The organism is Morganella psychrotolerans, assembly GCF_001676055.1.
In the GTDB taxonomy this organism is placed as follows: Bacteria; Pseudomonadota; Gammaproteobacteria; order Enterobacterales; family Enterobacteriaceae; genus Morganella; species Morganella psychrotolerans_B.
Genome location: NZ_LZEX01000046.1, coordinates 120,666 through 146,011, shown reverse-complemented (window position 1 = coordinate 146,011; position 25,346 = coordinate 120,666). Strand labels below are relative to the sequence as shown.

Below are 25,346 nucleotides of genomic sequence, written 5' to 3'. Positions count from 1 at the left end.
AAACTGATTATCAGAGTAATTTCACCCGAAAGAGTGCCTGACGTTATTTTACATGACGGGTAAATATCATGAAGGTGAAAATCAACCTTAGTTACTTTATGACATGCCCGAAAAAGACATGCTGATATTATTATATTTACCATCTGAAGAGTACTCTCAGTCTCTTTTTCTATTTTAAGCATTAAGAGAACACTATATCGGCATGAACTATAACCATAAAAAACACAATAAAAACATTAAAATCCGACGAGAATAACGACTTAATGGTCTTTGCCAAACAATTTCAAGAGGATTTATTTTTATGTACAACCACATGGAAATCATAACTGATACACCAGCAAAAGAAGATAGCCGTCAATTATTATGGGAAAAATTAAAATGTACTACTCCGGAAAGCAGGGAATACAATATTCTGTGCGATAATTTACTGGCACCTGTTATTTCTGACCTGAAGAAATTCAGTTACACAGAAAAAATTGACAGGAAAATGTTATTAAAAATATTATTAAGCTACGATGAATATGGTATCCGCCAGGAATTTATTTTATCGAAGCTGTGTCAGGCGTTACCGGAATCACTGGCGGATAGCTACCTTATTTCTCTGATATCCACAGAACTTAATCAACAGATTTCAGTAAATAATCAACTGGCTTTCTGTCAATATAATATCCGGTAATAATAATGTTCTCAGTTCCCCCGGACTCCCTCCTGCCGCTGACGGAAACCCGTCTGTGCGCTGCGCGGGGACAGACAGGTTATCCATGCCACTTTGGATGATCATCTGACTTTATTACGTCGTATTTTGCAGGTTCAATCCGGCAAAACAGCAAATGACCGGACGGGGAATCCTCCCGCATTGTCCGGTTTTGCCACAATATTAAAAATCACCGCACCTTTTGCCGGAACCTGATCCAGGTTAGTCAGTAATTCAATCTGATATGCATCCTGATCCAGGACGAAATATTCTGCAAGCAATGCCTTGTTTTTACGAAAATCCACCGCAGAATCTGTATCAAATGTCTCATGCCCGACAGCACTTATGCCGCGTTCACGGAACAAAAACGCCAGTGCATCTGTTCCCCAGCCCGGAATATGATTATGTCCGTCCGCATCTTTGTTATCCATCAGTGCCTGTGATGGCCAGCGTTTGCTCCAGTCGGTGCGCAATGCCACAAAGCTGCCCGCATCAATGCGCCCGTGCTCCTGCTCAAACGTCAGAATATCCGCAGCAGACAGAGCAAAATCAGGATCCAGGTGCGCACGGGCAGACTGATCAATAACCACCAGCGGCAGCACTAATTCTTTCAGTTCCAGCTCATGCACAAACCGCCGTCCCTCAACAAAGTGGCAAGGTGCATCAATGTGCGTACCGTACTGACCGGGAAACGTAAATTGCTGGGCAAAAAAGCCATCCTGATAATTAAATAATGTTTTAAATTCTGCCGGATCAAACATAAAAAAGTGCGGCGAATCAGCATTGAATGCATGTGTTAAATCAACCCATTTTTTAGATTTTAACAGTTTAACGGCGTCAATTAATGATGATGACATCAGGCCCCCTTAATATGTGCTTTTTAGTGTGATGTGTTTTGTACCCTTATTCACTCAAACTGCATTCTGAATGACGTTGAGTGTATACTTTGCGTATCAGCTGAATTTACACGGCATACCACATAAATTCAGTTGCAGATATTTCATGACTGTCCGCACACAATCAGGAGTAGGAATGTTAAAAGTAATTGCTGAAGATTTTATGCAGCCGGATGCCGTTGAAATCCTGATGCCGATGTATGAGGAATTAGTTGCAGCCACCCGTAAAGAGCCGCTGTGTATCAGTTACGATCTGTTTGTTGACCGCCGGGATCCGGGACATTTTGTCTTTATTGAAACCTGGCCTGATCAGGCTGCACTGGATATTCATTGTGCCAGTGAACATTTTCAGCGCCTGGTGCCGGCTATCAATAAATATCAGCGGGATGAGCCACGCTTTGTTCTGATGAACAGCGCGGTTGAATAACAGCGCTGAACTGACGGGGCGGATAACGGCCCCGTTACTGAAGTGTCATATAACAAATCGAGGCAGGGAACCGAAAAATAATATAACAGACAGATTGACGGCAATATTAAGAACTACACATCTGCGGACAGCGGTTGTTCATAATCCTGCTGATAATGTCCGGCTGCCCCCAGTTTCTCCTGTAAAAACTGCAAAAAAACCGCCACTTTGTTCGGCAGATACTCTCTGTCCGGGTACACCGCATAAATATGATGCACCGGTAAACTATAATCAGGTAACAGCACCTGCAATCTCCCGGCGCGGATATCCGGTGCGGCAATAAACTGTGGTAACTGGCAAATACCGGTGCCCTGTAAAACAGCCAGATGCAATGCCAGACTATTATTCGCCCGGTAATTTCCCTGCGGGGTAAAACGCACCGTTTCTCCCCTGTGTAAAAACGCCCATGTTTGTCCTGCCTGAAAATAACTGTAAAACAGGCAGTTATGTTCTTTCAGTTCGGTCAGATCCTGCGGGTTACCGTGCGCCGCCAGATATGCCGGGGAAGCACATAACACACTGCGGCACGGCGACAGTGTCCGGGCAATAAGTGAAGAATCTTTCAGTTCTCCGATACGCACAGCCAGATCAAACCCGTCCCCGACCAAATCAGTCAGCTTGTCATCAAAGACAAGCTCCGCAGTAAGCCGCGGCCAGCGCTGCAAAAATTCCGGCAGTAATTTGGCCAGATGCAGACGGCCAAAAACGGTCGGCGCACTGATTTTCAATACACCATCCACATCACTACGATACCGGGAAAGTGCATCCTGCCCGTCGAGAACCGCCTGATGTGCTTTTTTCAGCCAGGAATAATAAAGCAGCCCGGCTTCTGTTAACTGCAAATGCCGGGTTGAACGGGTGACTAAGCGGATCCCCGTGTGTGACTCCAGTGCTGTCAGCTTTTTACTGACCGCCGATTTGGTCATGTGCAGATACTCAGCCGCCTTTGTCAGACTACCCTGCTCTGTAATTGCAATAAATACCGGCAGAAGTGAAAAATCCATCCGGACGCCTCCATTATCAACCGTAAGGAAACTTAGTTTTTCCATTTATAGCGTTTATCACGCCCCCCGGCAATCTCTATACTCTGTCTGCTTCACCGCCATCCATACTGTGATAACTAAATATGATAAACATAATGAAAAAAAACACTGTACTGCCGCTGTTTGCCCTGCTCTCCGGTGTATTACTCACCCTGATGATTATGAGCAACAGCTATTTATCCACTTTTACCTCTCCGCTCCATGCCTCATGGCTGACACATGGCATCGGATCCGTTGTCGCGCTGGTTATCTGGCTGTCCGTAAAACGCCATTTACCACAGAGCAAATCATCAGGGGAAATTTCCCGCTGGTGTTACCTTGGCGGTATTCCCGGTGCCTTTACGGTATTACTGGCGGCGATCACCGTTAACAGCCCGCTTTCTCTTTCCGGATCACTTGTTCTGATGCTGGCAGGGCAAATTGTGACCGGGTTGATTATCGACCATACCGGTCTTATGGGATTAACAAAACGAAAAATCATATGGCGGGATATTCTGACACTGCTGCTTCTGCTTACCGGCTGCACACTCATCATTGCAGGAAAATAATTATGTTACTGTTTTATATTACAATCGCACTGACTAATGGTATCTGCATTATTTTCAGCCGCAGTATCAACGGACGCTTATCACAAAGCCGTAATGCTTTCTATGCCTCACTGGTTAATCACATAGTCGGTTTTCTGTTTTTAAGTGCCATAGTTCTGTATTCACTGCCACAATTTCCCGTTAATTTACATGATATTCCGTTAGTCGCTTTTTCCGGCGGAATTATCGGAGCGGGTTTTGTGGTGATAAACAGCTATATTCTGCCCCTGCTGGGAGCTACGTTAACGACTATCCTTGCCATTTGCGGGCAGATACTCTCCGGCTTTATTATCGACATCCTGCAACACGGCATTCCGGAGCATTTCTTCCTGCAATTAACCGGTATTCTCTTAATTCTTGTCGCTATCAGCGTGCGTTACCGAGGGAAATAACCTGTTACGAGATCTCGATCGGCAGGATGACTGATAATAAATTATTTATTTCTGATAACATTGTACACACAAAAAGTCATCCCACCGTTTTCCCTCTGACACAAACCCCAGACAGGACGGTGCTTCACGGCATCCCCGACACATAATGATACATGTAGCCACCTAATGTGTCTGTTTTGTGTTTTTTTCTTAAAAAATTAAATATACGATATATTATGTCATTTTAATCACCACATGCGGATTAATTTGAAATTAAATATCGTTAAATTTGAAATTTAATTAAATGATAAAAATAAAGAAAAACAGATACACCCTCATGATTTATAACATAAATTTCACATCACGATGAAACTATTCATCCTGTTTACAATTACGAAGAGTAACCAGATGAACAAATAACGACTATTGCATTGAGGCGTTTATCACACGTAGAATTAACTCATCCGAAAGGCACCACTAAATTAATCTGATTTCTTTTTTTTAGATTTCTATTTTATGTTTTGGTTTATTCTTTTTATTGTGTAAACAGCACGACAAATTTGAAGTCACTTATTTATTTTAAAGGCACCTAATTATGTCCGGTATGAAAAAACGGGACTCCGGGATGATTAATCAATCTTCCGGAGAGGTTATCCGTTTATTGCGTAAAAAAAAAACAATTATCCGGCTATGAGTTTGGTCAACTGACAGGATTAAGTCAGCAACAGATATCCCGCTACGAGCGTGGCAGGAATCACCTGACGTTAAATTTACTGATAAAAATGCTGATAGTACTTGATGTTACGCTGGAAGATTTCTTTTATCAGCTCAGCATCGTGTGTGGTTTTGCGGATACCAGGGATATGTTGTCCGTGTACGACAAACAGAGTATTGCGACTAAATCAACTGCGGATGATGAAGAAGAATACCTGTAAAAATTAATGTTATTACGGACTGAACATTAATTTACATAATTATACCTGATATATATAAATATCAACATAATTAAGCAAACACAAAACAATGACATCAATAACATTATTATCTCTAAGGGATAATTAATGCTTGTTGTCTCACCTGCACCTTTTATTTTTAATTAGAATATTGATAGGAATTTTATATGACGTTTAAAACTCAATTACTTTCTGTTGCACTGATTACCGGTATGTCTGCTGCCAGCCTGAATGCGGTTGCCGCGCCATCATCGGAAGTCACTCTTCAGGGCATCCTGACGGATACCACCTGTGACGTTACCATCAACGGCGGTAAATCTGTTCTGAACGTGGGTGTATTCAATACCAAAGTCGGCGGCGCGACGGCAGCTTTACAGCGGCAAATGCAATCACGCCTCAGCAGGTCGATATGCCGGTTACCCTGACAGGTTGTGCAAAAGGCGAAAGCGGTGAACTGATTGTTCAGGGAATTACCTCTGTCGGTAACAATGAGCAAAATGTTTTTGTTGCTCAGGATACTCAGACAACCGGCTTTATGATTCAGGATACTAACGGTCAGAATCTGATGAACGGCAAAGGGGCAGTCGTTGCCCTTGATGCAGAAGAAACCAGCGGTCAGTACACCTTTAAAGTCGGTATGGCGACAACCAACAGCTCTCCTGTAGCCGGTTCTTACAGCGCACCGATTCTGGTGGCTTATATCGTTAACTGATTCGCCTGCCCGATGTTCCGGCAGAGCGGTTTACCGCTCTGCCCTGTACCTGTTAATTTCCCGGAGAGACTGACATGAAAAACGTTACTGTAATTACGCATATTATCGGAAGTTTGGTTTTCCTCTCCGCATCAGCCTCCGCCGGGATAGCTATTGATAACACCCGGGTTGTTTTTCAGGCAACCGACGACACAACAGGGAAAAGTGTCGGGGTAACCAGTTCATCAAACTCACTGACGCCTTATCTGGTCAAAGCCCAGATATTGCAGACACCAACAGGCGACAATGCGGATACTCCGTTTTTGGTAACGCCTTCGCTGTTTCGTCTGGAACCGGGGTCGACCAACCAAATCCGGATTATGAAAAAACCCGGCGGATTACCACAAAATAAAGAATCTGTTTTTTATTTACGCACCATCGCTGTACCGGCCGGTGAAAAAGATAACAACAATCAGCAGAGCAATATCGGCGGTATGCTGCAGGTTTCAACCGGCAATGTTATCAAATTATTTTATCGTCCTGCCGGTCTTGGCATGACACAACAGCAGGCAATGCAGTCACTGCAATTCTCCGCTGCCGGAAACGGACTGAAAGTCACGAATCCGTCACCGTATTACATCTCGCTGGATACGCTGAATATTAACGGGCGCAAGGTTGCGATGAGTATTAAAAACGGCAGCACTATGATCGCACCGTTTTCGGACAATACCTTCGCCAATACACCACATCAGGGGCGCGCCGAATGGAAAGCCATTAATGATTATGGCGCAACGGAGGTGTTTTATGGTCAGGTCAGGTAAATGGCTGGCTGTGCTGTACCCGGCGCTGTTCAGTGCGTCACTGACCGCCCTTGCGGATACTACCGAAATCAGCGCGGTTATCACCGACGATATCGGGTGCGGCATGACAGTTGCGTCTGTACTTAAATTCACACCACAGCGCACATCTGATTTTCAGGGTGCGGTAACAACACATGAAATCAAACCATTACAGGCTATTTTCACCTGTACCGGTAAAACCGGAAAACTGACACCAAAAATCACATTGCAGGGCAATACGCCCTACAACAGCGACACTGTTTTTCTGGATGGCACGCCCAACAGCACCGGTTTTATGCTGCGCCTGAGTGACGGTTCACCGCCGTCTCTGAATGATTTTTACGATACCGGCAAGGCGATTCAACGCGGCAAACAGATCGCTCTGGGCCCGGTGAATACTGAAAACCAGTACCGGACAGAGGAAACCTTCCTGGTCGGACTGGTAGGTCCGCTCGATGGTCCCGCAACAGCGGGCACATTTTCAGCAGCACTCACGTTTAACCTGATATTTCAGTAACAGATTAACAGTGGAATACCATTATGCATTTGATTAAAAAGTTATTTTTTGTTTTCTCCCTGCCTGGCGCACTGGTTTTCACCTTACTTCAGAGCGCACAGGCAGCCACTTCTGCAACCACAGCCTTTACCGCCACCATTGTCGGCGGCGCCTGTGATATCAGCGCACCACCGACTGTGTCCGTTAACAGCGGTGCCGTCATTGCGTCAGAAGATATTGCTGCCGGTACCGGCCCTGAAGCACCTTTTAATCTGACGCTATCCGGCTGTAAAGGGTATGGACTGGTACCGTCAATCACCCTGGAAGGTGATGTCAGCAATACATCAGGAAAGCCGTTATTTCTCAGTAATACCAGTACCACCAAAGGTTACGGTATTTTGCTGACCACAAAGGGCAACACCAATTTCAAAATGAGTGACAACCTTGCCGCTGATATGAAAATCACCGCAGAAAATAAAACATGGGCCACCACAATGGCGTCATCCCTCAACGGGACGATCCCGGTTATAGCCTCAGTCAGTTGCGGCGACTGTGCCGCTGATGCGGATATTCAGGGCGGTGAACTGAAAGCCACTGTTGCCTTTAAATTTGAATATAACTGACCGCGGGCTACATACCCATGATGATGACACCTGAATTACGTATTTCCGCCCTGGCAGCCGTGCTGTTTTTATCCCTGTCCACCGCACGGGCGGACAGCAACTCGCAGGTGATTAACTTCAATGCCACGTTTTACGGCGGCAGTTGTGAAGTCACCGCTCCGGCGGAACTCCCGTTTGCTGACGGCGCACCGGTTGCCGATGATTCCATCCCCGGTGATAAACGTTTCCGGCAATTCAGTGTCACGCTCTCCGGCTGTCAGGGATATTTTATGGCGCCGAAATTATCCGTTTCCGGAAATACCATAACCGGCAGCGGTGGCACAAAATTATTTGCCGATGCTGCCAGTACCACAAAAGGGTATGGCATCCGGCTGGCAACCGACGGAAATACCCGCTTTGAGGCAAACAGTAATACCGCTGCCAACGGGCTGATTAAGGCAAAAAACTGGCCGGCTGCCGGCAGTAATACTGTTACGACACTAAACGGTCCGCTGGAATTCAAAGGCTATTTATCCTGCGGAACCTGTACTCCGGCCACTGGTTTACAGGGCGGCGAGCTTAAAGCAACTGTCACTTTTGCATTTTTATACGACTGATACCGGGGATGTTATGAAGACAATCCATTTTTTCCGCCACTTCGCAGTACTGACATTAACCCTGATGTCACTGACAACCGCTGTACACGCAACAGAAGGCGGACTTCGTCTGGGTCAGACACGCGTGATATTTAACGGACAAAACAACAGCGCCAAAGCGATTATTAAAAATAATGGTCAACAGGTGTACCTGATTAAAGCAGAAGTGATGAACACACCGGATGGTAATAATCCGCAGTTAATAACACCACCTTTTATTGTCACCCCGCCGATGTTTCGGCTGGAAAAAGAGAGTGTCAGTACCGCGTTGATTGTCCGCAACGGTACAACACAGTTACCGGCAGACCGTGAGTCGGTTTTTTATCTCAGCCTGCTGGCGATCCCCGCAGTCAGTAAAACCGGTACGCCCGGGGAAAATATGACCAGCGCACAGGTCTCTGTCGGGATCCGCAATGTGATTAAATTATTTTACCGCCCGGCAGGATTGAAACCCGGTGTTCAGGAAGCCGCGGAAAAACTGACCTTCCGCCAACACGGCGGGCAGATTCAGGTAAATAACCCGACGCCGTACTATCTGACACTGGCGGCACTGTCCGTTAATCAGCAGCCGGTCAATGTGCAGGATGCCAATCCGATGATAGCGCCCTTCTCCGCCAATTCTTATGCGGTCAGTGGTACGCCATCACAGGTGCAGTGGTCTGTTATCACTGATTTCGGTGATGCCGGGCAGACTTTTACCGCAGCGGTAACAGCGGGGGAGTTCACACATGAATCCCCGTAATTTTTATCGCGCCATCAGTCTGTTCTCTGTGCTGAGTGTCAGTGCGGCAATGTTTCCTGCCTCCGCACAGGACGGCATTACGCTCAGTACAACGCGGGTCATTTATCCGGGTGACGCCCGCAACGGCATTACCTATACGCTGACAAATAATACACGGAGCCCGTTTTTATTACAGTCACGGGTAATTGCGCGGGATACGGAAAAACAGCAAAACAGTGATGATGATGCGGAACAAACTCCCTTTATCGTGCTACCGCCATTAACCCGTTTTGAACCGGATACCGCCCTGACCCTGCGGATCCGCCTGACAAAAAACACACTGCCGGACGATCGGGAGTCTGTTTTTACCCTGGCACTCAATGCGATCCCGGCACAACAAAATAATGATGAAGCACAAACCAGTCTGGTGATGAGCACACAAAATAATTTAAAACTGTTTTACCGCCCGTCTGGTCTGCCACCGGCTGATATCGAACAGATTGCAAAACAAATTGAATTCCGGCGCGCTAATAACGGACTGACAGTTAAAAACCCGACGCCGTTTTACATCACGTTTAATACGCTTTTTATCGGAAATACAGAAGTTGAATTAGGTAATAACCGGATGATCGCTCCTTTTTCAGAACATAAATGGCCGTTGCAACCGGATATTTCCGGCGATATCCGCTGGCAGTTAATTACAGATGACGGTAGCTCAGGTAAAACAACAAGCCACCCGCTGACATCAGCCCGATAACACATAATAAGCATAAAAACTAACCCGTTTCCGGTGCAACGGCGGGTTTCCTGCATCCGCAGGAGAGAGGAAGAAAATGAAAGTATCCCGTAATATGATTAATACACCGCCGCGGCGCCCTTTTTTCCGTTACCGTCCGCTGGCATGGCTGTTATTTGCCGCCGCCCCGCCGATGATGGCAGATGATTATTTCGACCCGGGATTTTTAGGTGTTGCGGGTGAAAACAGTGATGTTGATTTGTCCGCATTCTCACAGGCGGGCGGCGTCGCTGAGGGCGAATATACCGTATCCGTTTTTATCAATCGAGAGGATGCCGGTCAGTACACACTCAGTTTTGTCAAAAATACAAAAGGTCAGATAGCACCGGAACTGACACCGGCACAACTGGAAACATTCGGTGTTAATGTTCCGCAGATCCCGGATTTAAAAAATCTGCCGTCCGATTTGCCGGTAACTGATTTAGGCACACTTATCCCGCAGGCAGAGACACGGCTGGATCTGGCCCGCCTGCGCCTTGATATCAGTATTCCGCAGGTTGCCATGCAATCTGTTATTAACCGTAACAGTGATCCTGCTTTATGGGATGACGGTATTCCGGCGCTGATGGCGAACTATAACCTGAGCGCCGGGCGCACAACCAATAGTTATGACGGCGGTCTGAAAACCCATAATAACAACCTGTTCGCCTCCGTTCGTGCGGGAGCCAATGCAGGTCCGTGGCGTCTGCGCAGCAATATTACCCATACCCGTTTTGAATACAGCGGCGGACAGAATCAATCTGCAACAAGTGAAAACCGGACCTATTTTTCCAATACCTATTTAGCCCGGGATATCCGCCCGCTGCGCTCATCATTACAAATTGGTGAAACCAGTACCGGCAGTGATGTTTTCGATGGCGTTTCATTTAAAGGCATAAAACTGACCTCCAATGAGCAGATGCTGCCGGGTCAGTTACGCGGCTATGCGCCGGCGATAAGCGGTGTGGCAAACAGTAATGCCCGTATCACCGTGCGCCAGAACGGCAACATTGTTTATGAAACCTATGTTGCACCCGGCGCATTCTACATAAATGATATTCAGCAGGCCGGATTATCCGGGGACTATGATGTCACGGTGACCGAAGCAGACGGTACTGAGCGTCAGTTTGTGGTGCCTTATTCATCACTGCCGGTCATGCTGCGCCCGGGCGGTTGGAAGTATGAAATAGCCGCCGGTCGTTATGACGGTAACATCACCACCAGCTCACGCCGTTCCGATTTTATGATGGGGACGGTTATCTATGGTCTGCACAATGATGTGACATTATTCGGCGGCGCATTACTGGCAAAAGATTATCAGGCACTTAATGCGGGCAGTGGCATTTCGCTGGGTGATTTCGGCGCCGTTTCTGCCGATGTGACACATTCCACCGTCCGCTTCGGCGGGGACAACAAACAGGATGATGAGCGCAAAACCGGTCAGTCATACCGGATCCGTTACTCAAAAAGTATGATGTCGACTGGGACATCGGTTGATTTAACCGCCCTGCGTTACTCAACTGAGCACTTCTATAATTTCAGTGAATTTAACAGTCACGGCTATCGTCTTGAAGACGGGTTAAGCCCCTGGACATTACAACGCCGCCGCAGCAGCTTTCAGACACAGCTCAGCCAGCAGATGGGGGAATACGGCTCACTGCATTTTCGCGCCAACCGTGATGATTACTGGGGAAGTGACCGCAAACTGACCGGGATGTCCCTGGGGTACAGTACCAGTATCAAAGGTATCAGTTACGGCGTGAACTACAATATCGATCGTGTGAAAGACAGCAACAATAACTGGCCGGAAAACCGTCAGTTATCCCTGAATGTCAGCGTGCCGTTCAGCCTGTTCGGTTACGGGCAGAATCTGCAATCCATGTATGCCACCTATTCAGTGACCCATGATAATAACGGCAGAACACAAAATAATACCGGACTGAGCGGCAGCCTGATGGATGGCAAACTCTCCTATGGTGCAACGCAAAGCTGGGGCAATCAGGGACAGGTTGCAAACACAAACCTGAATACCGGCTATCAGGGAAATAAAGGCAATATCAGCGCCGGTTACAGCTACAGCAATAATACTCAGGCCGTCAATATGAGTGCGTCAGGCGGTATGTTGATCCATTCAGAAGGTGTCACATTCGGTCGCTCAATGGGTGATTCAGTGGCATTAGTCAGCGCACCGGGCGCTGCCGGCGCCAGTGTTAACGGCGGGAGTGCTGTCACCGACAGCGGGGGTTATGCCGTCGCACCTTACCTTGCTGATTACAATAAAAACAGCATCGGGCTTGACCCGTCCACACTGCCGGATGATGTTGATTTAACACAGTCAAATATTAATGTTTACCCGACAAAAGGTGCCGTTGTAAAAGCAAACTTTGCCACGCGGATTGGGTATCAGGTATTGATGACTCTCAGACACGGTGCAAAAAGTGTTCCGTTCGGGGCGATTGCCACACTTATTGATGATAATGCAGCGGAAAGTGTCAGCAGTATCGTCGGTGATGCGGGTCAGGTCTATCTGACCGGTCTGCCGGAAACCGGGAAATTACAGGTGAAGTGGGGAGAATCAGATGCACAGCAATGTCAGGTCAGTTTCGATTTACGCCACCTGACCACAACTGACGATATGCCTGTCCGCCAGGTTACTTATAAGTGTGTGGGCGGGAAAACACAGGCTGAGATGATAACTGAAACACAGGTATCCGCTGAAATTAAACCGGTAGCGCCACGATTAACTGATATTCAGGTCAAGTCACGCTGGTTACACATAAAATAACCCTGTGAAAATAAAGATTATTCGTAGCTCAATTTACGGTAACAATTATATGAAAATAAAAAAATTATTTCGCTTTACTTCTCCTGTTAATAATAAAAATTTATCTGCTGTTGCGGGCATTTCATTATTAATGATATCAACCACCTGTTTTAGTGCTTATACCATAAGACCAGGAAGCCAGGTCCAAATACCGGTAAACGTCACACAACAAAATAAAAATTATCAGGGCGGTCTGGGAACCACTGATGCTCCAATTTGGGGGGCTATAGTACCAGCGGGTAAATGGGTGAGATGTGAAAAACCGAATGGTTATTCATTTGGCTGGTCAAGTGATAATAAAATCTATGGTCTTGTTTTAGCTAATGATGTCATACTTGGCTTTACCGGAACCGGATATAATAGTCCATATGCATATTATGGTAATGGCAGCACAATATATGGAGCATGGTCTGTTAATGCATCTACCGGAAAAACCACATACAGTGATGCAGCAAAAGCATGCAACCAGAATGGCTGGGGAGGATATGCAGTTGGTACAATGAATATTGATGGTTCAGGAACGGCCAGGGTAAATGGCAATCTTATTGCGTACGCAGGACCTAAAGCCGGACCCGGAAGTTATCCTGTATCATTAATTTTGGTGACCGGTGATTTCCAGAATGCGAGTACCCAATTTTTTTAATAATACTATTATCGTAGATAAACCTTTGCGTAACTGCACCGTCAGCACAGATAACACCATTACGTTTCCCCCGGTGGATGTAAGTGATGCCAAAAATAACCAGGCGCTGGCAAATAAAACCGGTAATTTAACGGTTAATTGTGATGATACTTCAAATACACCGGTTACGGTTGAAATTCAGGGAACCAAAGGCCGCTATACGGATACGATGGCTCTCACTATGAAAGATGGCAGTGATGCCCCGGCTGAAGTTCGCGGATTTATCGGCAAAGATATTCCGCTGACCGGTCAATGTAACGGGCGATTAGATGGCTATTCCGGCATTGTCTATTTTATTCCTAACGCCGGGCTGGAGAAAATGACACTCACACCGGGAACCAGTAAATACAATTGGGTATTGTGTTCCAAAGGGCAAAATAAAACCGGCCAGGCAACCGGCTCTGCAAAATTGATCCTGAACTGGAACTAAAATAATAACAGAAGATACGTGTTTGTATCCGCACTTATCTTCTGTTTTGTTCTATTTTGTTATTACGATAAAAATAACTCAAACTATTATGCAAAAAACACATACGGCCTTTTTTAATACACTCTTTATCCGTATAACAGCAACCCTGCTGTATCTCTCTGTAATACCTTATGCCTACAGCACGACAGATAATGAAGAACAAGGTACTGTTGAATCTGTTCATGATCTTGGTGTGAAATATATTAATGGTGATGGTGTTAACGCATATCCAGAAAAGGGGCGTTATTATATTCATCAGTCAGCACTGCGGGGTTATCCGCCCGGACAATTTCATCTGGGTATATTATTTTACACTGGTGTTGGTGGTGACAGGGATATTTCCTGTGCGCGCTGGTGGCTGGGGAAATCAGCACTTTCCGGTGGTGAAACCGCTAACCGTGCTCAGTATATATTGCAGGATATAAAGGACGATATTCTTGCAGACCCGGCACAAAAAGAGATTCTGACCAAGCCAACAGATACCCGCCGGTGTATGCAACTACCGGAAAGCCCGTATTCTGCTGCTGCCGTACAGGGTATAAAGCATATATTATCAGTCGCAGAATCAGCTCCTGTTGCTCCGCCTTTTCTGACACAGATTAATCGCGGAAAAAAACAAGCCGGAAATATAAAAATATACCTGAATAAGTATCTGCCATTATTACAAGCAGAACTGATCACCCGCCGGGCAGCACCGGTCACAACAGAAATACCGGAAGAAATAACCATTACCATTGCCGTTCCGCCGCCGGTGACCGTTTATCCGTCAGAAACCGTTTATCCGCCTGCGTTACCTATACAGGTAAGCCACACACCGGAAAAGACACAAGAAATAATAAAATCCCCGACTGTACCGAAAACCAAACCTGTTTTTGCCGGTAATTCAGGCAGTAATCTGCGCACCGCCCCGGGCAGTCATTACACATTACAGCTCAGCAGCGCCGCAACGCTGGGAGGGTTATATGATACCGCACGTCACTATAAACTATCCAATTACGTAGTTTATGAAACTGTCCGTCACGGACGTCAGTGGTATGTTCTGGTTTATGGCGATTATCCCGATTTAACATCAGCCCGACGCGCACTCAAAACGCTACCGGCTGCTATCACAGCAAACAAACCCTGGGTGCGCAGCCTGAAACAGGTTCAGGCTGAATTAATGAAATAATCCATATTTCGTTATTCATCAAAGTGTTTTTTATTCGTTTCCGTTATGCTCCTTTTCACCCCGCAAAAGGAGAACAAAATGTTTGCTGTTATTTTTGAAGTATCAATGCCGGAAGATAAGCAAAGCCGTTACCTGGAAATTGCCGCAACACTACGTCCACTACTCGAAAATGCAGAGGGTTTTATTTCGATTGAGCGCTTTCAGAGCCTGAGTACACCGGGAAAATTGCTGTCACTTTCTTTATGGGAAGACGAAGCCTCTTTACTGAAATGGAAACAAAACCAGCAACACCAGTTGGCGCAGCAGGAAGGTAAAACCGATATATTCTCATTTTACCGGATACGTATTGCCGAAATTGGTCGCGAATACACCTTTACGCGTGAAGATAAATAACCGGAAACCGATGATAAAAGAACAACCCCCTGAACTGGAAAGTGCTCTGGCAACTGTCGCGGCGGCACTGGCTGATCCGTCACGCATAAAAATACTCTGTGCGCTGATGGACGGCCGATCCTGGACGGCCACTGAGCTGAGCATTGCCGCAGAAATCAGTGCATCCACAGCCAGTGCTCACCTGACAAAACTGGTTATGGGTAAGCTGATCGCCTGCCTGCCGCAGGGACGGCACCGCTATTATCATCTTGCGGGTCAGGATGTGGCGGAATTGCTTGAAAAAATGATGGCACTGACCGGGATGCCGGTCACGGCGGTTACGCGAAAATCATCCACGCCGGACAATCTGCGGCTGGCGCGGACATGTTATGACCATCTGGCAGGCGAAACCGCCGTTGCTATCTATGCCGCTATGCAGGAAAAAAACTGGCTGACGCCGGAGGGGTACGGGCTGACCACCGAAGGCGAAACAGCGCTGATACAACTGGGGTTATCACTGACTCCCGCCACAAAGCGCGTTTTTTGCTGTGGCTGCCTGGATTGGAGTGAACGCCGGTTTCATCTGGGCGGTTACCTCGGTGCGGCATTTTTTACACACTGTGAGCAAAAAGGCTGGCTGACCCGGACGTCGGGCTATCGCGAAGTCACTGTTACAGAAAAAGGGAAAATACAATTCCGCCGTATATTTAATATTTAATTATTTGATTTTATTAAGATATAAATATCGTACTGTTATCCGGAATATAGTATTCCGGATAATATCTGATACTGACAGTAATATTTAACAGCCCACGTAATATTATGAATTTCTGACCATCAACAATGATAATTTCCGGGCAAATGGCAGTACAAATAAGACTGTCGGGAATGCCACCATCCATGATAATCCCCACGATGTCAGCCAGGGAGAGACTAAAATCCATGAAAAACCAAGGGCTTTAATCGTACTGATAAGGGAAACTATTCCGCTCATTACCAGAGACAGGAAAAATGGCACCAAAAAAATCAGGGCGCGCTGAGGAAGTTTAGGGATACCTAAGATATAATTTTTGTCCTGAAAAGACATAGACGACTCCGTATATTTACGACACAACAACATATAACCGCTGTAATGTAAAAAGTTATATGCGTTGATTAACGTAAACGCTTACGGGCCAATAAGACCTTGAAGCCGCTATTCTATAAACTTGTATTTATTTGTCAAACATTATTTTTGTATGAATGTTATAGACGAATACCTGAAAAATGTGATCACCCCTGTAGCACTGCCAGTAGTGGTTTTGTATTTATTGTAATGTCAGGATAAGGATAATTCCTGATAAAAAATACTAAGATCAGACCCTCAAAATTATATATTGTTAATAATAAACACTCACTTAATTATCTATTTTCATTCTGTTTGTTTTTTTTAATTTGACAACAAAACAACATTGTCTATATTTTAATTAAGTGCAGTAAAGTAAAAACTGATACTTATCAGGGATATATTCATTAATAAAAGGATATTAACCATGAGAAAATTATCAAATCAGGAAGTAAATGCAGTCAGCGGTGGTCGTTTCGCAGCGAATGCAGAAAGTAGTCCTTTCCCGGGTGACTGTACACCACCAAGCAGGGTATCCGGTATTTTGGGCGCAATAAAAAATATTATTGACTATATCAGGACAATTAGACCGCGTCCGGTGAATTGATCAGCACTGGTCTGTTTTTAACATAAAAAACAGACATGCCACCTATTTAACAGCCATATAAAAATATCTATATGGCTGACCTGATTTAAATATGCAGCCGAATGTCATACCTGATTAACTATTTATTTTATATACGTAAAATCAATCATCATTGAAAAAATTCAAAGAACTCATAAATGTCTTTTTATAGCGTGTTTTTGCTTGTAAAACACTTGTGCAGGCTACAGGTTGCAAGTGCCCGTTCCTCACCATCTGACGTATATTCTCAGGTCGTAAATTATCATTAAGCAGACTGTTCAATGTTTGCTTATCGGTAATTTCATAAATCGTATGGCGAACGAGCTGAGTTACACCCAGTTTGTCAAAATAATAATACTTATTTCCTTTTTTCCAGACTTCACCATAACGGTGATTCATGACATCGCCTGTTTTCTCCCATTCTTTAGATGAATTATCTTCAAAAAGGCAAATATGGGTACTACGGGAAATAAGACCGGGTGATTTATTAGATCCCCAACTTTCTGAACCCTGTAAATAATAGGTTTGGTTATTACAACTGAAAACCATGGGTGCCATTTCCTGACAGCTATTATCCAAAAAAGGATTATCCCCTGCCCTGATTATTTTTTCTTTTTTCCCGTCATAGAAATAAACTCCCTTTGCAGATAAAAAGAGTACATGATTAACATGTCCACCATAGCGGCTGATAACCTTATACGGTGCAAATTCAGGAGGAAATACGATATTATTTGTCGCAACCAGACCCGATTGCGGGTCAAAAAGATACGCTTCCCGAAATAAATTACCAATGTAAAATCCATATAGCACCGCATTACTTTTTAGCGGTAATTTATTGTGCTGATAATAGACATTACGGTTATCGCGATAAAAAACATGGCTCTTACGCACTGAGAGGTCACTTTGCTGTACATCAATCGCCGTAAGTGTCTGCGGGTCAGCATCCGGCATAAGTTTGCCGTTAAAGAAAACAGACGTTCCGTTACCGGCTAATCCGGTTTCAGGCAATAATTGGTAAGGTGTCACAGATGCAGGCAATACCTCTGTCGGGTAGTAAAAGGCCTGTGGTTTGCCACCAAGATCCCAACCATAAAGCCAGGTCTCACGTAACTTTTTCCAGCCTGTCATTGCCTCGTTTTGTTTAGTAAACGGAGCGCAATAAATAGTATTCCGGTCATCCGTAAAATAACCATTGCCGATTGATTTTGCGGCTCCGGGATTAAAATCAGGAACAATCAGATTACCGCAATAGGCATGGTGTTTATCAACCGCAAACTGGCGTGCTTTATAATCATCAGACACCCGCTTAAAGCTCACAGGATCTGCCGCCTCAATAACATACTGACCATCAGACGGAACACCGGCATAAATATTGCCATTATAGAGCGTAAAAATACTGTGACCTATCTGCTGGCCGTTATCAATATCTCTGCCTGATACTTTGTTCATCGACAGGATAAAACCTGACAATAATATAAGCAGAGTCAGCAGAACACAGCCACCGACAATAAGACCTGCAACGTTATTCTTTTTCATATACCGATGATATTATCTAAAACTTACAACTCATGCTATCCGAAAATATTTGTGTCCGGCGCATCCGCTTTTTTTTTGTATTTAATCAGGATTTCGTGAGAGTCAGATTTCCATAATACACATAACACCATGATTATATGGATAATTAATGAAAACAAATGCCAGTATTATTGTCTTTTTAGGTGCGGTAAGCTACGGGATCCCGGCCTCTTTATTTAAAATGGCGGCAGGTAATGGCGCATTACCTGCTAATTTATTACTTTCTCAGGTTTTTTGTGCAGCTCTCATCCTGATATGTCTTAATTTCACCCGCAGAAACTCACGGTTATTCACATTAAATAATATTCAGCGGGGAAAATTACTGCTATCCGGACTGGCAATGGCCAGTACAAATACATTATATTTTGCATCATTGCAGTTTATATCAGTGACGGTTTCAGCTGTTCTCTTAATGCAATCAGTCTGGATAACAATGATTTTAGGATTTATTTTCAAACGAAATGTTCCATCTAAAAATCAGATAATTGCTGTTATTTTCATTATGATAGGTACTGTCCTGGCAACACAGATTTTTACCGCTGATATGACGTTATCCGTAATCGGAGTGATATTAGCTTTTGGCTCTGCCTGTGCTTACGCCTGTATGATGATGATAACAAATTCTGTTGTTAAAGATGCCGATCCTATACAGAGAGCAATGTATGTCTCTGTTGGTGCTGTTTTTTTTCTTATCCTTTTTTTGGGAAGTCAGATTGAATTTAATGATCAGCTTGTTGTATTCAAATGGGCACCTGTTATCGCTATATTTTCAGTCGTTTTTCCTTTAATTTGTTTCAGCAAAGGAATGCCACAGTTAAGCCCCGGATTAGGCGGAATACTCTCCTCTGTTGAACTACCGTCTGCTATTATTTTTGCTTATATTTTACTGAATGAAGATATCACATTAATACAAATAGCCGGGATTTTAATTATTATGCTATCGGTTATTTATCCAAATTTAAGCTATATAATACGAAAAAAGAAAGTAATTTGATAAATAAAAAGGGATCGCTTAATGTAAGGATCCCTTTAGTTAGTCGTTATACTCTATCCGCTTTAATTAAATCTGCCGCTCCGCAGACTCAACCAAACCGATTAACCGCGCCCGCATGCCTGAATATTTTTCTTTTACAAGATCCTCGGCGGCTCTTTGGTCATCAATTTTCACTATTCTTGCAGCGCAGTATTTTGTTTCCGGTGTTTTAGATACAGGATCGAGATTATCCTGTGTTAATTCATTACAGGCACCAATCCACCACTGATATGTCATATAAATCGCAGGTTTATTAATCGTATCGTTGATACTGCAACGGGACATCACTTTCCCCCTGCGTGACTCCACCCAGACAATATCCTGATCTTTTATGCCTAAATTTCCGGCAGCTTCCGGGTTAATCTGAACATAGCCCGGCTCATCCGCCAGAGAAGCTAATGCTTTACAGTTTCCGGTCATCGAGCGACAGGAATAGTGCCCGACTTCACGCACAGTTGAAAGGATAAGCGGATATTCGTCATCAGGCAGTTCAGCAGGCTTGCGCCATTCTGCTGCAAATAACTGCCCCTTGCCGGTCGGTGTATCAAACGCATTATTCTGATACAGGTAAGGTGTTCCCGGATGCTCTATTGTCGGACACGGCCACTGAATATGAGCCAGCCCCGCCAGTTTTTCATATGTTACACCATAAAACAGCGGGCAGAGTTTCCGTACTTCATCCCAGATGGCTTTATTATCCGCATAAGACATCGGGTAGCCCATTTCTGTTGCCAGCAAGCAGATGATTTCCCAGTCCCGTTTTACATTTCCCTGTGGTTCAATTGCTTTTTCGAATCGTTGAAATCCGCGGTCAGCACAGGTGAAGATACCGGCATGTTCACCCCAGCTTGTGGAAGGTAAAATAACATCGGCCTGCTCTGCTGTTTTAGTCATAAAAATATCTTGTACAACAACAAATTCAAGCGCATCAAAGCCTTTACGGACAAGCTGTAAATCCGCCTCTGTCTGTAGCGGATCTTCTCCCATGATGTAATAGGCTTTTACCTTACCTTCTATCGCCAGATGAGGGACTTCTGTAATGCGATAGCCGACGTCAGGATCCATACTTTCAAACGGGATCCCCCATTCGCGGGCAAATTTCTGTCGGGCATCCGCATCAGTCACTTTTTGATAGCCCGGGAAAGTATCAGGTAAGACACCCATATCACAAGCACCCTGGACATTATTTTGTCCCCGGACCGGCGCCACACCAACCCCCGGTTTACCCAGGTTTCCCGTCAGCAGAGCCAGACCGGAAAGGCCTTTAACCACATCCACCGCCTGTCCGAACTGTGTAACACCCATCCCCCACATAATGGTGGCTGTTTTTGCTTTCGCATAGGTTCTCATCGCCTGACGGATTTGTAATGCAGAAAGACCGACAATCTCCTCAACCGCTTCCGGACTGTAAGCCTGAACTGCTTTTTTATACTCTTCAAATCCTTCAGTATGCTGATTTACATAATTTTTATCGTAAAGATTCTCGTCTATCAGAGTGTAAGCAAAGGCATTTACCAGTGCCATATTCGACCCGTTTCGCAGGGGAAGATACTGTGTGGCTATTTTAGCTGTCTCTATTTTTCGCGGATCACAAACAATGATCTCCGCCCCTTTTTCTTTGGCTTTGATAACGCGGCGGGCAACAATCGGGTGAGAATCCGCACAGTTATAGCCGAATACCAATAAGCAATCTGAGTTTTCAATATCCGCAATTGAATTACTCATCGCACCGTTACCTAATGTGACCTGCAACCCGGCAACGGAGGGTCCGTGACAAACACGGGCACAACAATCCACATTATTATTACCCAACACCGCCCGGGCGAATTTCTGCATCACAAAATTGGTTTCATTACCGGTTCCGCGGGAGGAGCCGGTACACATAATCGATTTTGCGCCATACTTTTCTTTTATTTCTTTCAGTTTATGCGCGGTATAATTAATCGCCTCTCTCCAGCTGACCACTTCAAACGGCCCGCCTTTTTTCCGGCGGATCATCGGTTGGTTTAATCGGGCTGTCAGTAATTTATTATCATTCAGAAAATCCCAGCCATATAACCCTTTCAGGCACAGTTGCCCCTGGTTAGTAACACCATCAGCACCTTCAGCTTTAATTATTTTGCCGTTTTCGACACAGAGATTTAATTTACAACCAGCACCGCAGTATGGGCATACAGATATGACTTTGTTCATTTGACGTCCTTTCCCCTGACCAGGGAGTAAAAGAGTAAGAAAAGAAATATCAGACATGCATATTATGTGCCAATAGAAAATAAGATAGAAATCAGTTGGATAAAATTTACAGCGGTTATTTGATATGGGATTTCGACATTTTTGACGAACAGGAAGTAACAGTTTATTTTATTACGCAGACAAAGCCGGGTGTATGATTGAATCAATACTTCAGCCCTGCTAAGGGTGACACTACGGTTACAGTCCGCGACAGGAAGAAGGCATTGGCTACGTCCCTAAAGGACCCTGTAAATAATTCTGTGTAATTTCCCCCGCGTTTTTCACGACTCAGTTTCAAACGGAATCGTAAAATTAACACTGATGCGATTTCAAATTGAACCGGCTATTAATCAATCTTATTTAAACTTCATGTTCAGGCTTGAGCCTGAACATGATGGTAGTTGATTCAAGATCACCATTAACTGATTGAGCGAACTGTGGGATTTCACCACTAACCTGCCATCCCAGAGAACTATATAAGCTGACAGTTATACCTTTGGTATTTGTATCCAGTGTCAAAAGTGTCAATCCTGATTCCCATGCTACTTGTTCTGCTTCCAGCATCAATTTTCTTGCAAGCCCTTTGCGCCTGTAGTCAGGTAATACCAATAGCTTACAAATTTCACCCCGGTGTTTACCATTTGGTTTTGTACATAACTCAAGTCCGACTACACCAACGATTTTATTGTCAGCCTCTACTGAAATAAGCTTAAAATTATTTGTTGATAATGAATGATTGACACCAACCCAATAATTTCTCATGTCATCCATTTGAGCTTCTGCGTCAGTATACCCAACACTGGCACCACCAAGGACACAGTTGTGTAGCAAACTGGTCAGCGCGTCTATTTTATCTTCACTTATTTTGTCGTTATAACAATTAATAACCATATTGATACCCCTGCTCAGAAATGCCATTGCACCATGCGTCAGTATATTAAGTAACTTTATTTGAACTTGCATGCAACTAAATTCAATGGGTAATTTTGGAGGCATTTACAGCCACCACCACCCATCGGAACATATGCTTATCCTTTGATTTTTATCGTTTAATTACCATACCTGCCTGCTTCGTAAAACACCAACCAGCCGAATTGGATCAACTCTTACCTTCGCGCGCTATTGATGCTTACTTGTCTTACCCTTTGGTTCCTCACCTAAAAGATTGTGCTCCAGTTCTTTGGCAAGAAAGTAATTTAAGAACGTTCTAATCACGGCGATAATTGCCAGCTTAATGAGGCTATCTAAATCAGGATCAACAGTAGTAATCAAAATATCCGCTGCAAGCTGAAATTCTAAGGCAATTGCCAGCCAGTTGCCGAAATAAAAACGTGCAGCCCTGCCATCTTTAACCGTAATTAAAATATACAGTGTTTTAACAAGCCCTATAGCAACGCAAATGACTGATATAGCTTCAAGAAAAAGCTGTAAATAATTAACGCCTGAGACTAATAGCTCACGTAAAAAAATCAGATCTGGCATTACACCCCCCTAAAAACGTATTTTGACGCACTGATATAGCAAGCATTCATTTAGCTAATAACAGTGTATAACGCTGGGTTTATTATCTTTCGTCTGCCTGCTGAAATACAAGCTCTGTTTAATGAGGCCGGCTTCCGGCACACGGCATAACCCGATATCCTGATACGCATTACTTATACACAAAGATGTATAGATTCCAAAAGGCGGTGGCAGACTTCAGAAGACAGTGATTTTGCTGTAAGGCTTGATTTTAGTGGGGTTTGTAGACTTCAGGAGACGTTCAGAGAGGTTTGTTTGGAGCGGGCGAAGGGAATCGAACCCTCGTATAGAGCTTGGGAAGCTCTCGTTCTACCATTGAACTACGCCCGCTTTGGATGAAAGGATTATACGCTGGTCATCTTGTATATCAAGAGGATAGTGAAAAAAAAGCCCCACAAATTTGTGAGGCTTGGTTTTATTTAAAATACAGTTTTATTTACCCGGGCGCATTGCCGGGAACAGGATGACGTCGCGGATAGTGTGGCTGTTGGTAAACAGCATCACCATGCGGTCGATCCCGATACCCAGACCCGCTGTCGGCGGCAGACCGTGCTCCAGTGCAACGACGTAGTCTTCGTCATAGAACATCGCTTCATCATCACCGGCGTCTTTCTGACGAACCTGTTCAGCAAAGCGCTCTGCCTGGTCTTCTGCATCATTAAGCTCAGAGAAACCATTACCGATTTCACGACCGCCGATAAAGAACTCAAAACGGTCAGTTACAAACGGATTATCGTCATTGCGGCGCGCCAGCGGTGACACTTCTGCCGGATATTCAATAATGAATGTCGGCTGGATCAGATGGCTTTCCGCCACTTCCTCGAAGATTTCACACTGTACGCGACCCAGACCCCATGATTTTTCTACTTTAATACGCAGAGACTCAGCAATCGCAACCGCTTTATCCATATCATCCAGGTCTGCCACATTCGTTTCCGGACGGTATTTGCAAATGGCTTCTTTCATGGTGAGCTTGGCGAACGGCTTACCGAAATCGAATTCCTGTTCGCCATATTTCACAACCGGGTTACCGGTCACATCCAGCGCAATGATACGGAACAGCTCTTCAGTCAGCACGATAAGGTCTTTATAATCGGCATACGCCATATAAAGTTCCATCATGGTGAATTCCGGATTATGGCGCGGTGACACACCTTCATTACGGAAGTTACGGTTGATTTCAAACACGCGTTCAAAACCACCGACAACCAGACGCTTGAGATACAGTTCCGGCGCAACACGCAGATACATATCAATATCCAGCGCATTGTGATGCGTGACAAACGGACGCGCCGTTGCCCCGCCCGGGATAACCTGCATCATCGGCGTTTCAACTTCCATAAAGCCTTTGTTCACCATAAATTTGCGGATTTCCGCCATAATGCGTGAACGGACAGCGAAAGTATGACGGGAGTCATCATTGGCAATGAGATCAAGATAGCGCTGGCGATAGCGGGTTTCCTGGTCATTCAGACCATGGAATTTATCCGGTAACGGGCGCAGTGCTTTGGTCAGCAGACGCACTTCAGTACAGTGAACAGTCAGTTCACCGGTTTTGGTTTTAAACAATTTACCGCGTGCTGCCAGGATATCGCCCAAATCCCATTTTTTAAAGGATTCGTTATAAATGCCTTCCGCCAGGTCATCACGGGAAACGTAAATCTGAATACGGCCCGCTGTATCCTGTAATGTGGCAAAAGAGGCTTTACCCATAATGCGGCGGGTCATCATACGACCGGCAATCGCGACTTCAATATTCAGTGCTTCCAGCTCTTCCGCTGTTTTTTCACCATATTTTGCATGCAGCTCACCGGAGACGGCATCACGGCGGAAATCGTTCGGGAACGCAACAGATTCCTTTTCACGCAACTGCGCTAATTTCTCACGGCGGGTTTTTAATTCGTTATTTAAATCAGGTGCCTGCTCGGCAGGTTGTTGGTCGTGTGACAT

Annotated in this window: 29 protein-coding genes and 1 tRNA gene; 21 read left to right on the top strand and 9 right to left on the bottom strand. The window is 44.9% G+C overall.

The window, feature by feature from the left end; genetic code table 11:
- Window positions 1–313 precede the first annotated feature (313 nt).
- A complete protein-coding gene (locus AYY17_RS20600) occupies window positions 314–676 on the top strand; it encodes a guanylate kinase (RefSeq protein ID WP_235845448.1) in 363 nt (120 codons plus the stop codon).
- 134 nt (window positions 677–810) lie between these two features.
- Here the strand turns inward: AYY17_RS20600 and AYY17_RS20595 are convergent, their stop codons facing one another.
- The gene (locus AYY17_RS20595) at window positions 811–1,551 is read right to left on the bottom strand and encodes a cyclase family protein (RefSeq protein WP_067427076.1); all 741 of its coding nucleotides are present in this window, start codon (window positions 1,549–1,551) and stop codon (window positions 811–813) included.
- 175 nt (window positions 1,552–1,726) lie between these two features.
- Between AYY17_RS20595 and AYY17_RS20590 the strand changes: the two genes are divergently transcribed.
- Window positions 1,727–2,017 (top strand): putative quinol monooxygenase, encoded by a 291-nt coding sequence (locus AYY17_RS20590; RefSeq protein ID WP_067427073.1) that lies wholly within the window; start codon window positions 1,727–1,729, stop codon window positions 2,015–2,017.
- Between the two features lie 113 nt (window positions 2,018–2,130).
- On the opposite strand, the gene AYY17_RS20585 is transcribed toward AYY17_RS20590, so the two are convergent.
- Window positions 2,131–3,060, bottom strand: coding sequence for a LysR family transcriptional regulator (locus tag AYY17_RS20585; protein WP_067427070.1), 930 nt, complete (start codon window positions 3,058–3,060; stop codon window positions 2,131–2,133).
- Window positions 3,061–3,194: 134 nt separating this feature from the next.
- On the opposite strand from AYY17_RS20585, the gene AYY17_RS20580 reads away from it, so the two are divergent.
- The 17 genes from AYY17_RS20580 (at window position 3,195) to AYY17_RS20510 (ending at window position 16,023) form a co-directional block, all read left to right on the top strand.
- Window positions 3,195–3,647: a DMT family transporter gene (locus AYY17_RS20580; protein ID WP_067427067.1), complete on the top strand. Its 453-nt coding sequence runs from the start codon at window positions 3,195–3,197 to the stop codon at window positions 3,645–3,647.
- A 2-nt stretch (window positions 3,648–3,649) separates the two neighbouring features.
- Complete coding sequence (locus AYY17_RS20575) at window positions 3,650–4,078, top strand: DMT family transporter (protein ID WP_067427064.1); 429 nt, start codon at window positions 3,650–3,652, stop codon at window positions 4,076–4,078.
- A 611-nt stretch (window positions 4,079–4,689) separates the two neighbouring features.
- Window positions 4,690–4,992, top strand: a complete 303-nt coding sequence (locus AYY17_RS22605; RefSeq protein WP_082981464.1) for a helix-turn-helix domain-containing protein — start codon at window positions 4,690–4,692, stop codon at window positions 4,990–4,992.
- Window positions 4,993–5,177: 185 nt separating this feature from the next.
- Window positions 5,178–5,435: a hypothetical protein gene (locus AYY17_RS22480; protein ID WP_235845446.1), complete on the top strand. Its 258-nt coding sequence runs from the start codon at window positions 5,178–5,180 to the stop codon at window positions 5,433–5,435.
- On the top strand, window positions 5,420–5,722 hold the full coding sequence (locus AYY17_RS22475) for a hypothetical protein (RefSeq protein ID WP_235845445.1): 303 nt from the start codon (window positions 5,420–5,422) through the stop codon (window positions 5,720–5,722). Before AYY17_RS22480 ends, AYY17_RS22475 begins: the two co-directional genes overlap by 16 nt.
- A 74-nt stretch (window positions 5,723–5,796) precedes the next feature.
- Window positions 5,797–6,522: a fimbrial biogenesis chaperone gene (locus tag AYY17_RS20565; protein ID WP_067427061.1), complete on the top strand. Its 726-nt coding sequence runs from the start codon at window positions 5,797–5,799 to the stop codon at window positions 6,520–6,522.
- A complete protein-coding gene (locus tag AYY17_RS20560) occupies window positions 6,506–7,057 on the top strand; it encodes a fimbrial protein (RefSeq protein WP_067427058.1) in 552 nt (183 codons plus the stop codon). Before AYY17_RS20565 ends, AYY17_RS20560 begins: the two co-directional genes overlap by 17 nt.
- Window positions 7,058–7,080: 23 nt before the next feature.
- Window positions 7,081–7,659, top strand: coding sequence for a fimbrial protein (locus AYY17_RS20555; protein ID WP_067427055.1), 579 nt, complete (start codon window positions 7,081–7,083; stop codon window positions 7,657–7,659).
- Between the two features lie 17 nt (window positions 7,660–7,676).
- On the top strand, window positions 7,677–8,255 hold the full coding sequence (locus tag AYY17_RS20550; RefSeq protein ID WP_235845444.1) for a fimbrial protein: 579 nt from the start codon (window positions 7,677–7,679) through the stop codon (window positions 8,253–8,255).
- A 13-nt stretch (window positions 8,256–8,268) separates the two neighbouring features.
- The gene (locus AYY17_RS20545) at window positions 8,269–9,036 is read left to right on the top strand and encodes a fimbrial biogenesis chaperone (protein ID WP_067427052.1); all 768 of its coding nucleotides are present in this window, start codon (window positions 8,269–8,271) and stop codon (window positions 9,034–9,036) included.
- A complete protein-coding gene (locus tag AYY17_RS20540) occupies window positions 9,023–9,772 on the top strand; it encodes a fimbrial biogenesis chaperone (protein WP_067427049.1) in 750 nt (249 codons plus the stop codon). Before AYY17_RS20545 ends, AYY17_RS20540 begins: the two co-directional genes overlap by 14 nt.
- A 76-nt stretch (window positions 9,773–9,848) precedes the next feature.
- Window positions 9,849–12,575 (top strand): fimbria/pilus outer membrane usher protein, encoded by a 2,727-nt coding sequence (locus AYY17_RS20535; protein ID WP_082981463.1) that lies wholly within the window; start codon window positions 9,849–9,851, stop codon window positions 12,573–12,575.
- A gap of 49 nt (window positions 12,576–12,624) precedes the next feature.
- Entirely contained in the window at window positions 12,625–13,257 is a 633-nt protein-coding gene (locus tag AYY17_RS20530; RefSeq protein ID WP_067427046.1) for a hypothetical protein, read from the top strand.
- On the top strand, window positions 13,235–13,726 hold the full coding sequence (locus tag AYY17_RS20525; protein WP_067427043.1) for a spore coat protein U domain-containing protein: 492 nt from the start codon (window positions 13,235–13,237) through the stop codon (window positions 13,724–13,726). Before AYY17_RS20530 ends, AYY17_RS20525 begins: the two co-directional genes overlap by 23 nt.
- An 88-nt stretch (window positions 13,727–13,814) precedes the next feature.
- On the top strand, window positions 13,815–14,933 hold the full coding sequence (locus tag AYY17_RS20520) for an SPOR domain-containing protein (protein ID WP_082981462.1): 1,119 nt from the start codon (window positions 13,815–13,817) through the stop codon (window positions 14,931–14,933).
- A gap of 78 nt (window positions 14,934–15,011) precedes the next feature.
- Entirely contained in the window at window positions 15,012–15,326 is a 315-nt protein-coding gene (locus AYY17_RS20515; RefSeq protein WP_067427040.1) for an antibiotic biosynthesis monooxygenase family protein, read from the top strand.
- A gap of 10 nt (window positions 15,327–15,336) precedes the next feature.
- Window positions 15,337–16,023: an ArsR/SmtB family transcription factor gene (locus AYY17_RS20510; RefSeq protein ID WP_067427037.1), complete on the top strand. Its 687-nt coding sequence runs from the start codon at window positions 15,337–15,339 to the stop codon at window positions 16,021–16,023.
- Between the two features lie 102 nt (window positions 16,024–16,125).
- On the opposite strand, the gene AYY17_RS20505 is transcribed toward AYY17_RS20510, so the two are convergent.
- On the bottom strand, window positions 16,126–16,392 hold the full coding sequence (locus AYY17_RS20505) for a DUF2798 domain-containing protein (RefSeq protein WP_067427034.1): 267 nt from the start codon (window positions 16,390–16,392) through the stop codon (window positions 16,126–16,128).
- Between the two features lie 445 nt (window positions 16,393–16,837).
- Between AYY17_RS20505 and AYY17_RS20500 the strand changes: the two genes are divergently transcribed.
- Window positions 16,838–17,017, top strand: coding sequence for a hypothetical protein (locus AYY17_RS20500; protein WP_067427031.1), 180 nt, complete (start codon window positions 16,838–16,840; stop codon window positions 17,015–17,017).
- Window positions 17,018–17,158: 141 nt separating this feature from the next.
- Here AYY17_RS20500 and AYY17_RS20495 read toward each other — a convergent pair whose 3' ends face one another.
- The gene (locus tag AYY17_RS20495) at window positions 17,159–18,571 is read right to left on the bottom strand and encodes a DKNYY domain-containing protein (RefSeq protein WP_067427028.1); all 1,413 of its coding nucleotides are present in this window, start codon (window positions 18,569–18,571) and stop codon (window positions 17,159–17,161) included.
- Window positions 18,572–18,719: 148 nt separating this feature from the next.
- Here AYY17_RS20495 and AYY17_RS20490 point away from each other — a divergent pair, with 148 nt between their 5' ends.
- Window positions 18,720–19,604: an EamA family transporter gene (locus tag AYY17_RS20490; protein ID WP_067427026.1), complete on the top strand. Its 885-nt coding sequence runs from the start codon at window positions 18,720–18,722 to the stop codon at window positions 19,602–19,604.
- 66 nt (window positions 19,605–19,670) lie between these two features.
- Here AYY17_RS20490 and fdhF read toward each other — a convergent pair whose 3' ends face one another.
- The 5 genes from fdhF to lysS form a co-directional block, all read right to left on the bottom strand.
- Complete coding sequence (gene fdhF / locus AYY17_RS20485) at window positions 19,671–21,836, bottom strand: formate dehydrogenase subunit alpha (protein ID WP_067427024.1); 2,166 nt, start codon at window positions 21,834–21,836, stop codon at window positions 19,671–19,673.
- Between the two features lie 399 nt (window positions 21,837–22,235).
- Window positions 22,236–22,871: a GNAT family N-acetyltransferase gene (locus tag AYY17_RS20480; protein WP_235845443.1), complete on the bottom strand. Its 636-nt coding sequence runs from the start codon at window positions 22,869–22,871 to the stop codon at window positions 22,236–22,238.
- 123 nt (window positions 22,872–22,994) lie between these two features.
- Entirely contained in the window at window positions 22,995–23,357 is a 363-nt protein-coding gene (locus AYY17_RS20475) for a DUF1622 domain-containing protein (protein ID WP_067427018.1), read from the bottom strand.
- Between the two features lie 295 nt (window positions 23,358–23,652).
- A tRNA-Gly gene (locus AYY17_RS20470) sits at window positions 23,653–23,726 on the bottom strand.
- 102 nt (window positions 23,727–23,828) lie between these two features.
- Window positions 23,829–25,346, bottom strand: a complete 1,518-nt coding sequence (gene lysS, locus AYY17_RS20465) for a lysine--tRNA ligase (protein WP_067427015.1) — start codon at window positions 25,344–25,346, stop codon at window positions 23,829–23,831.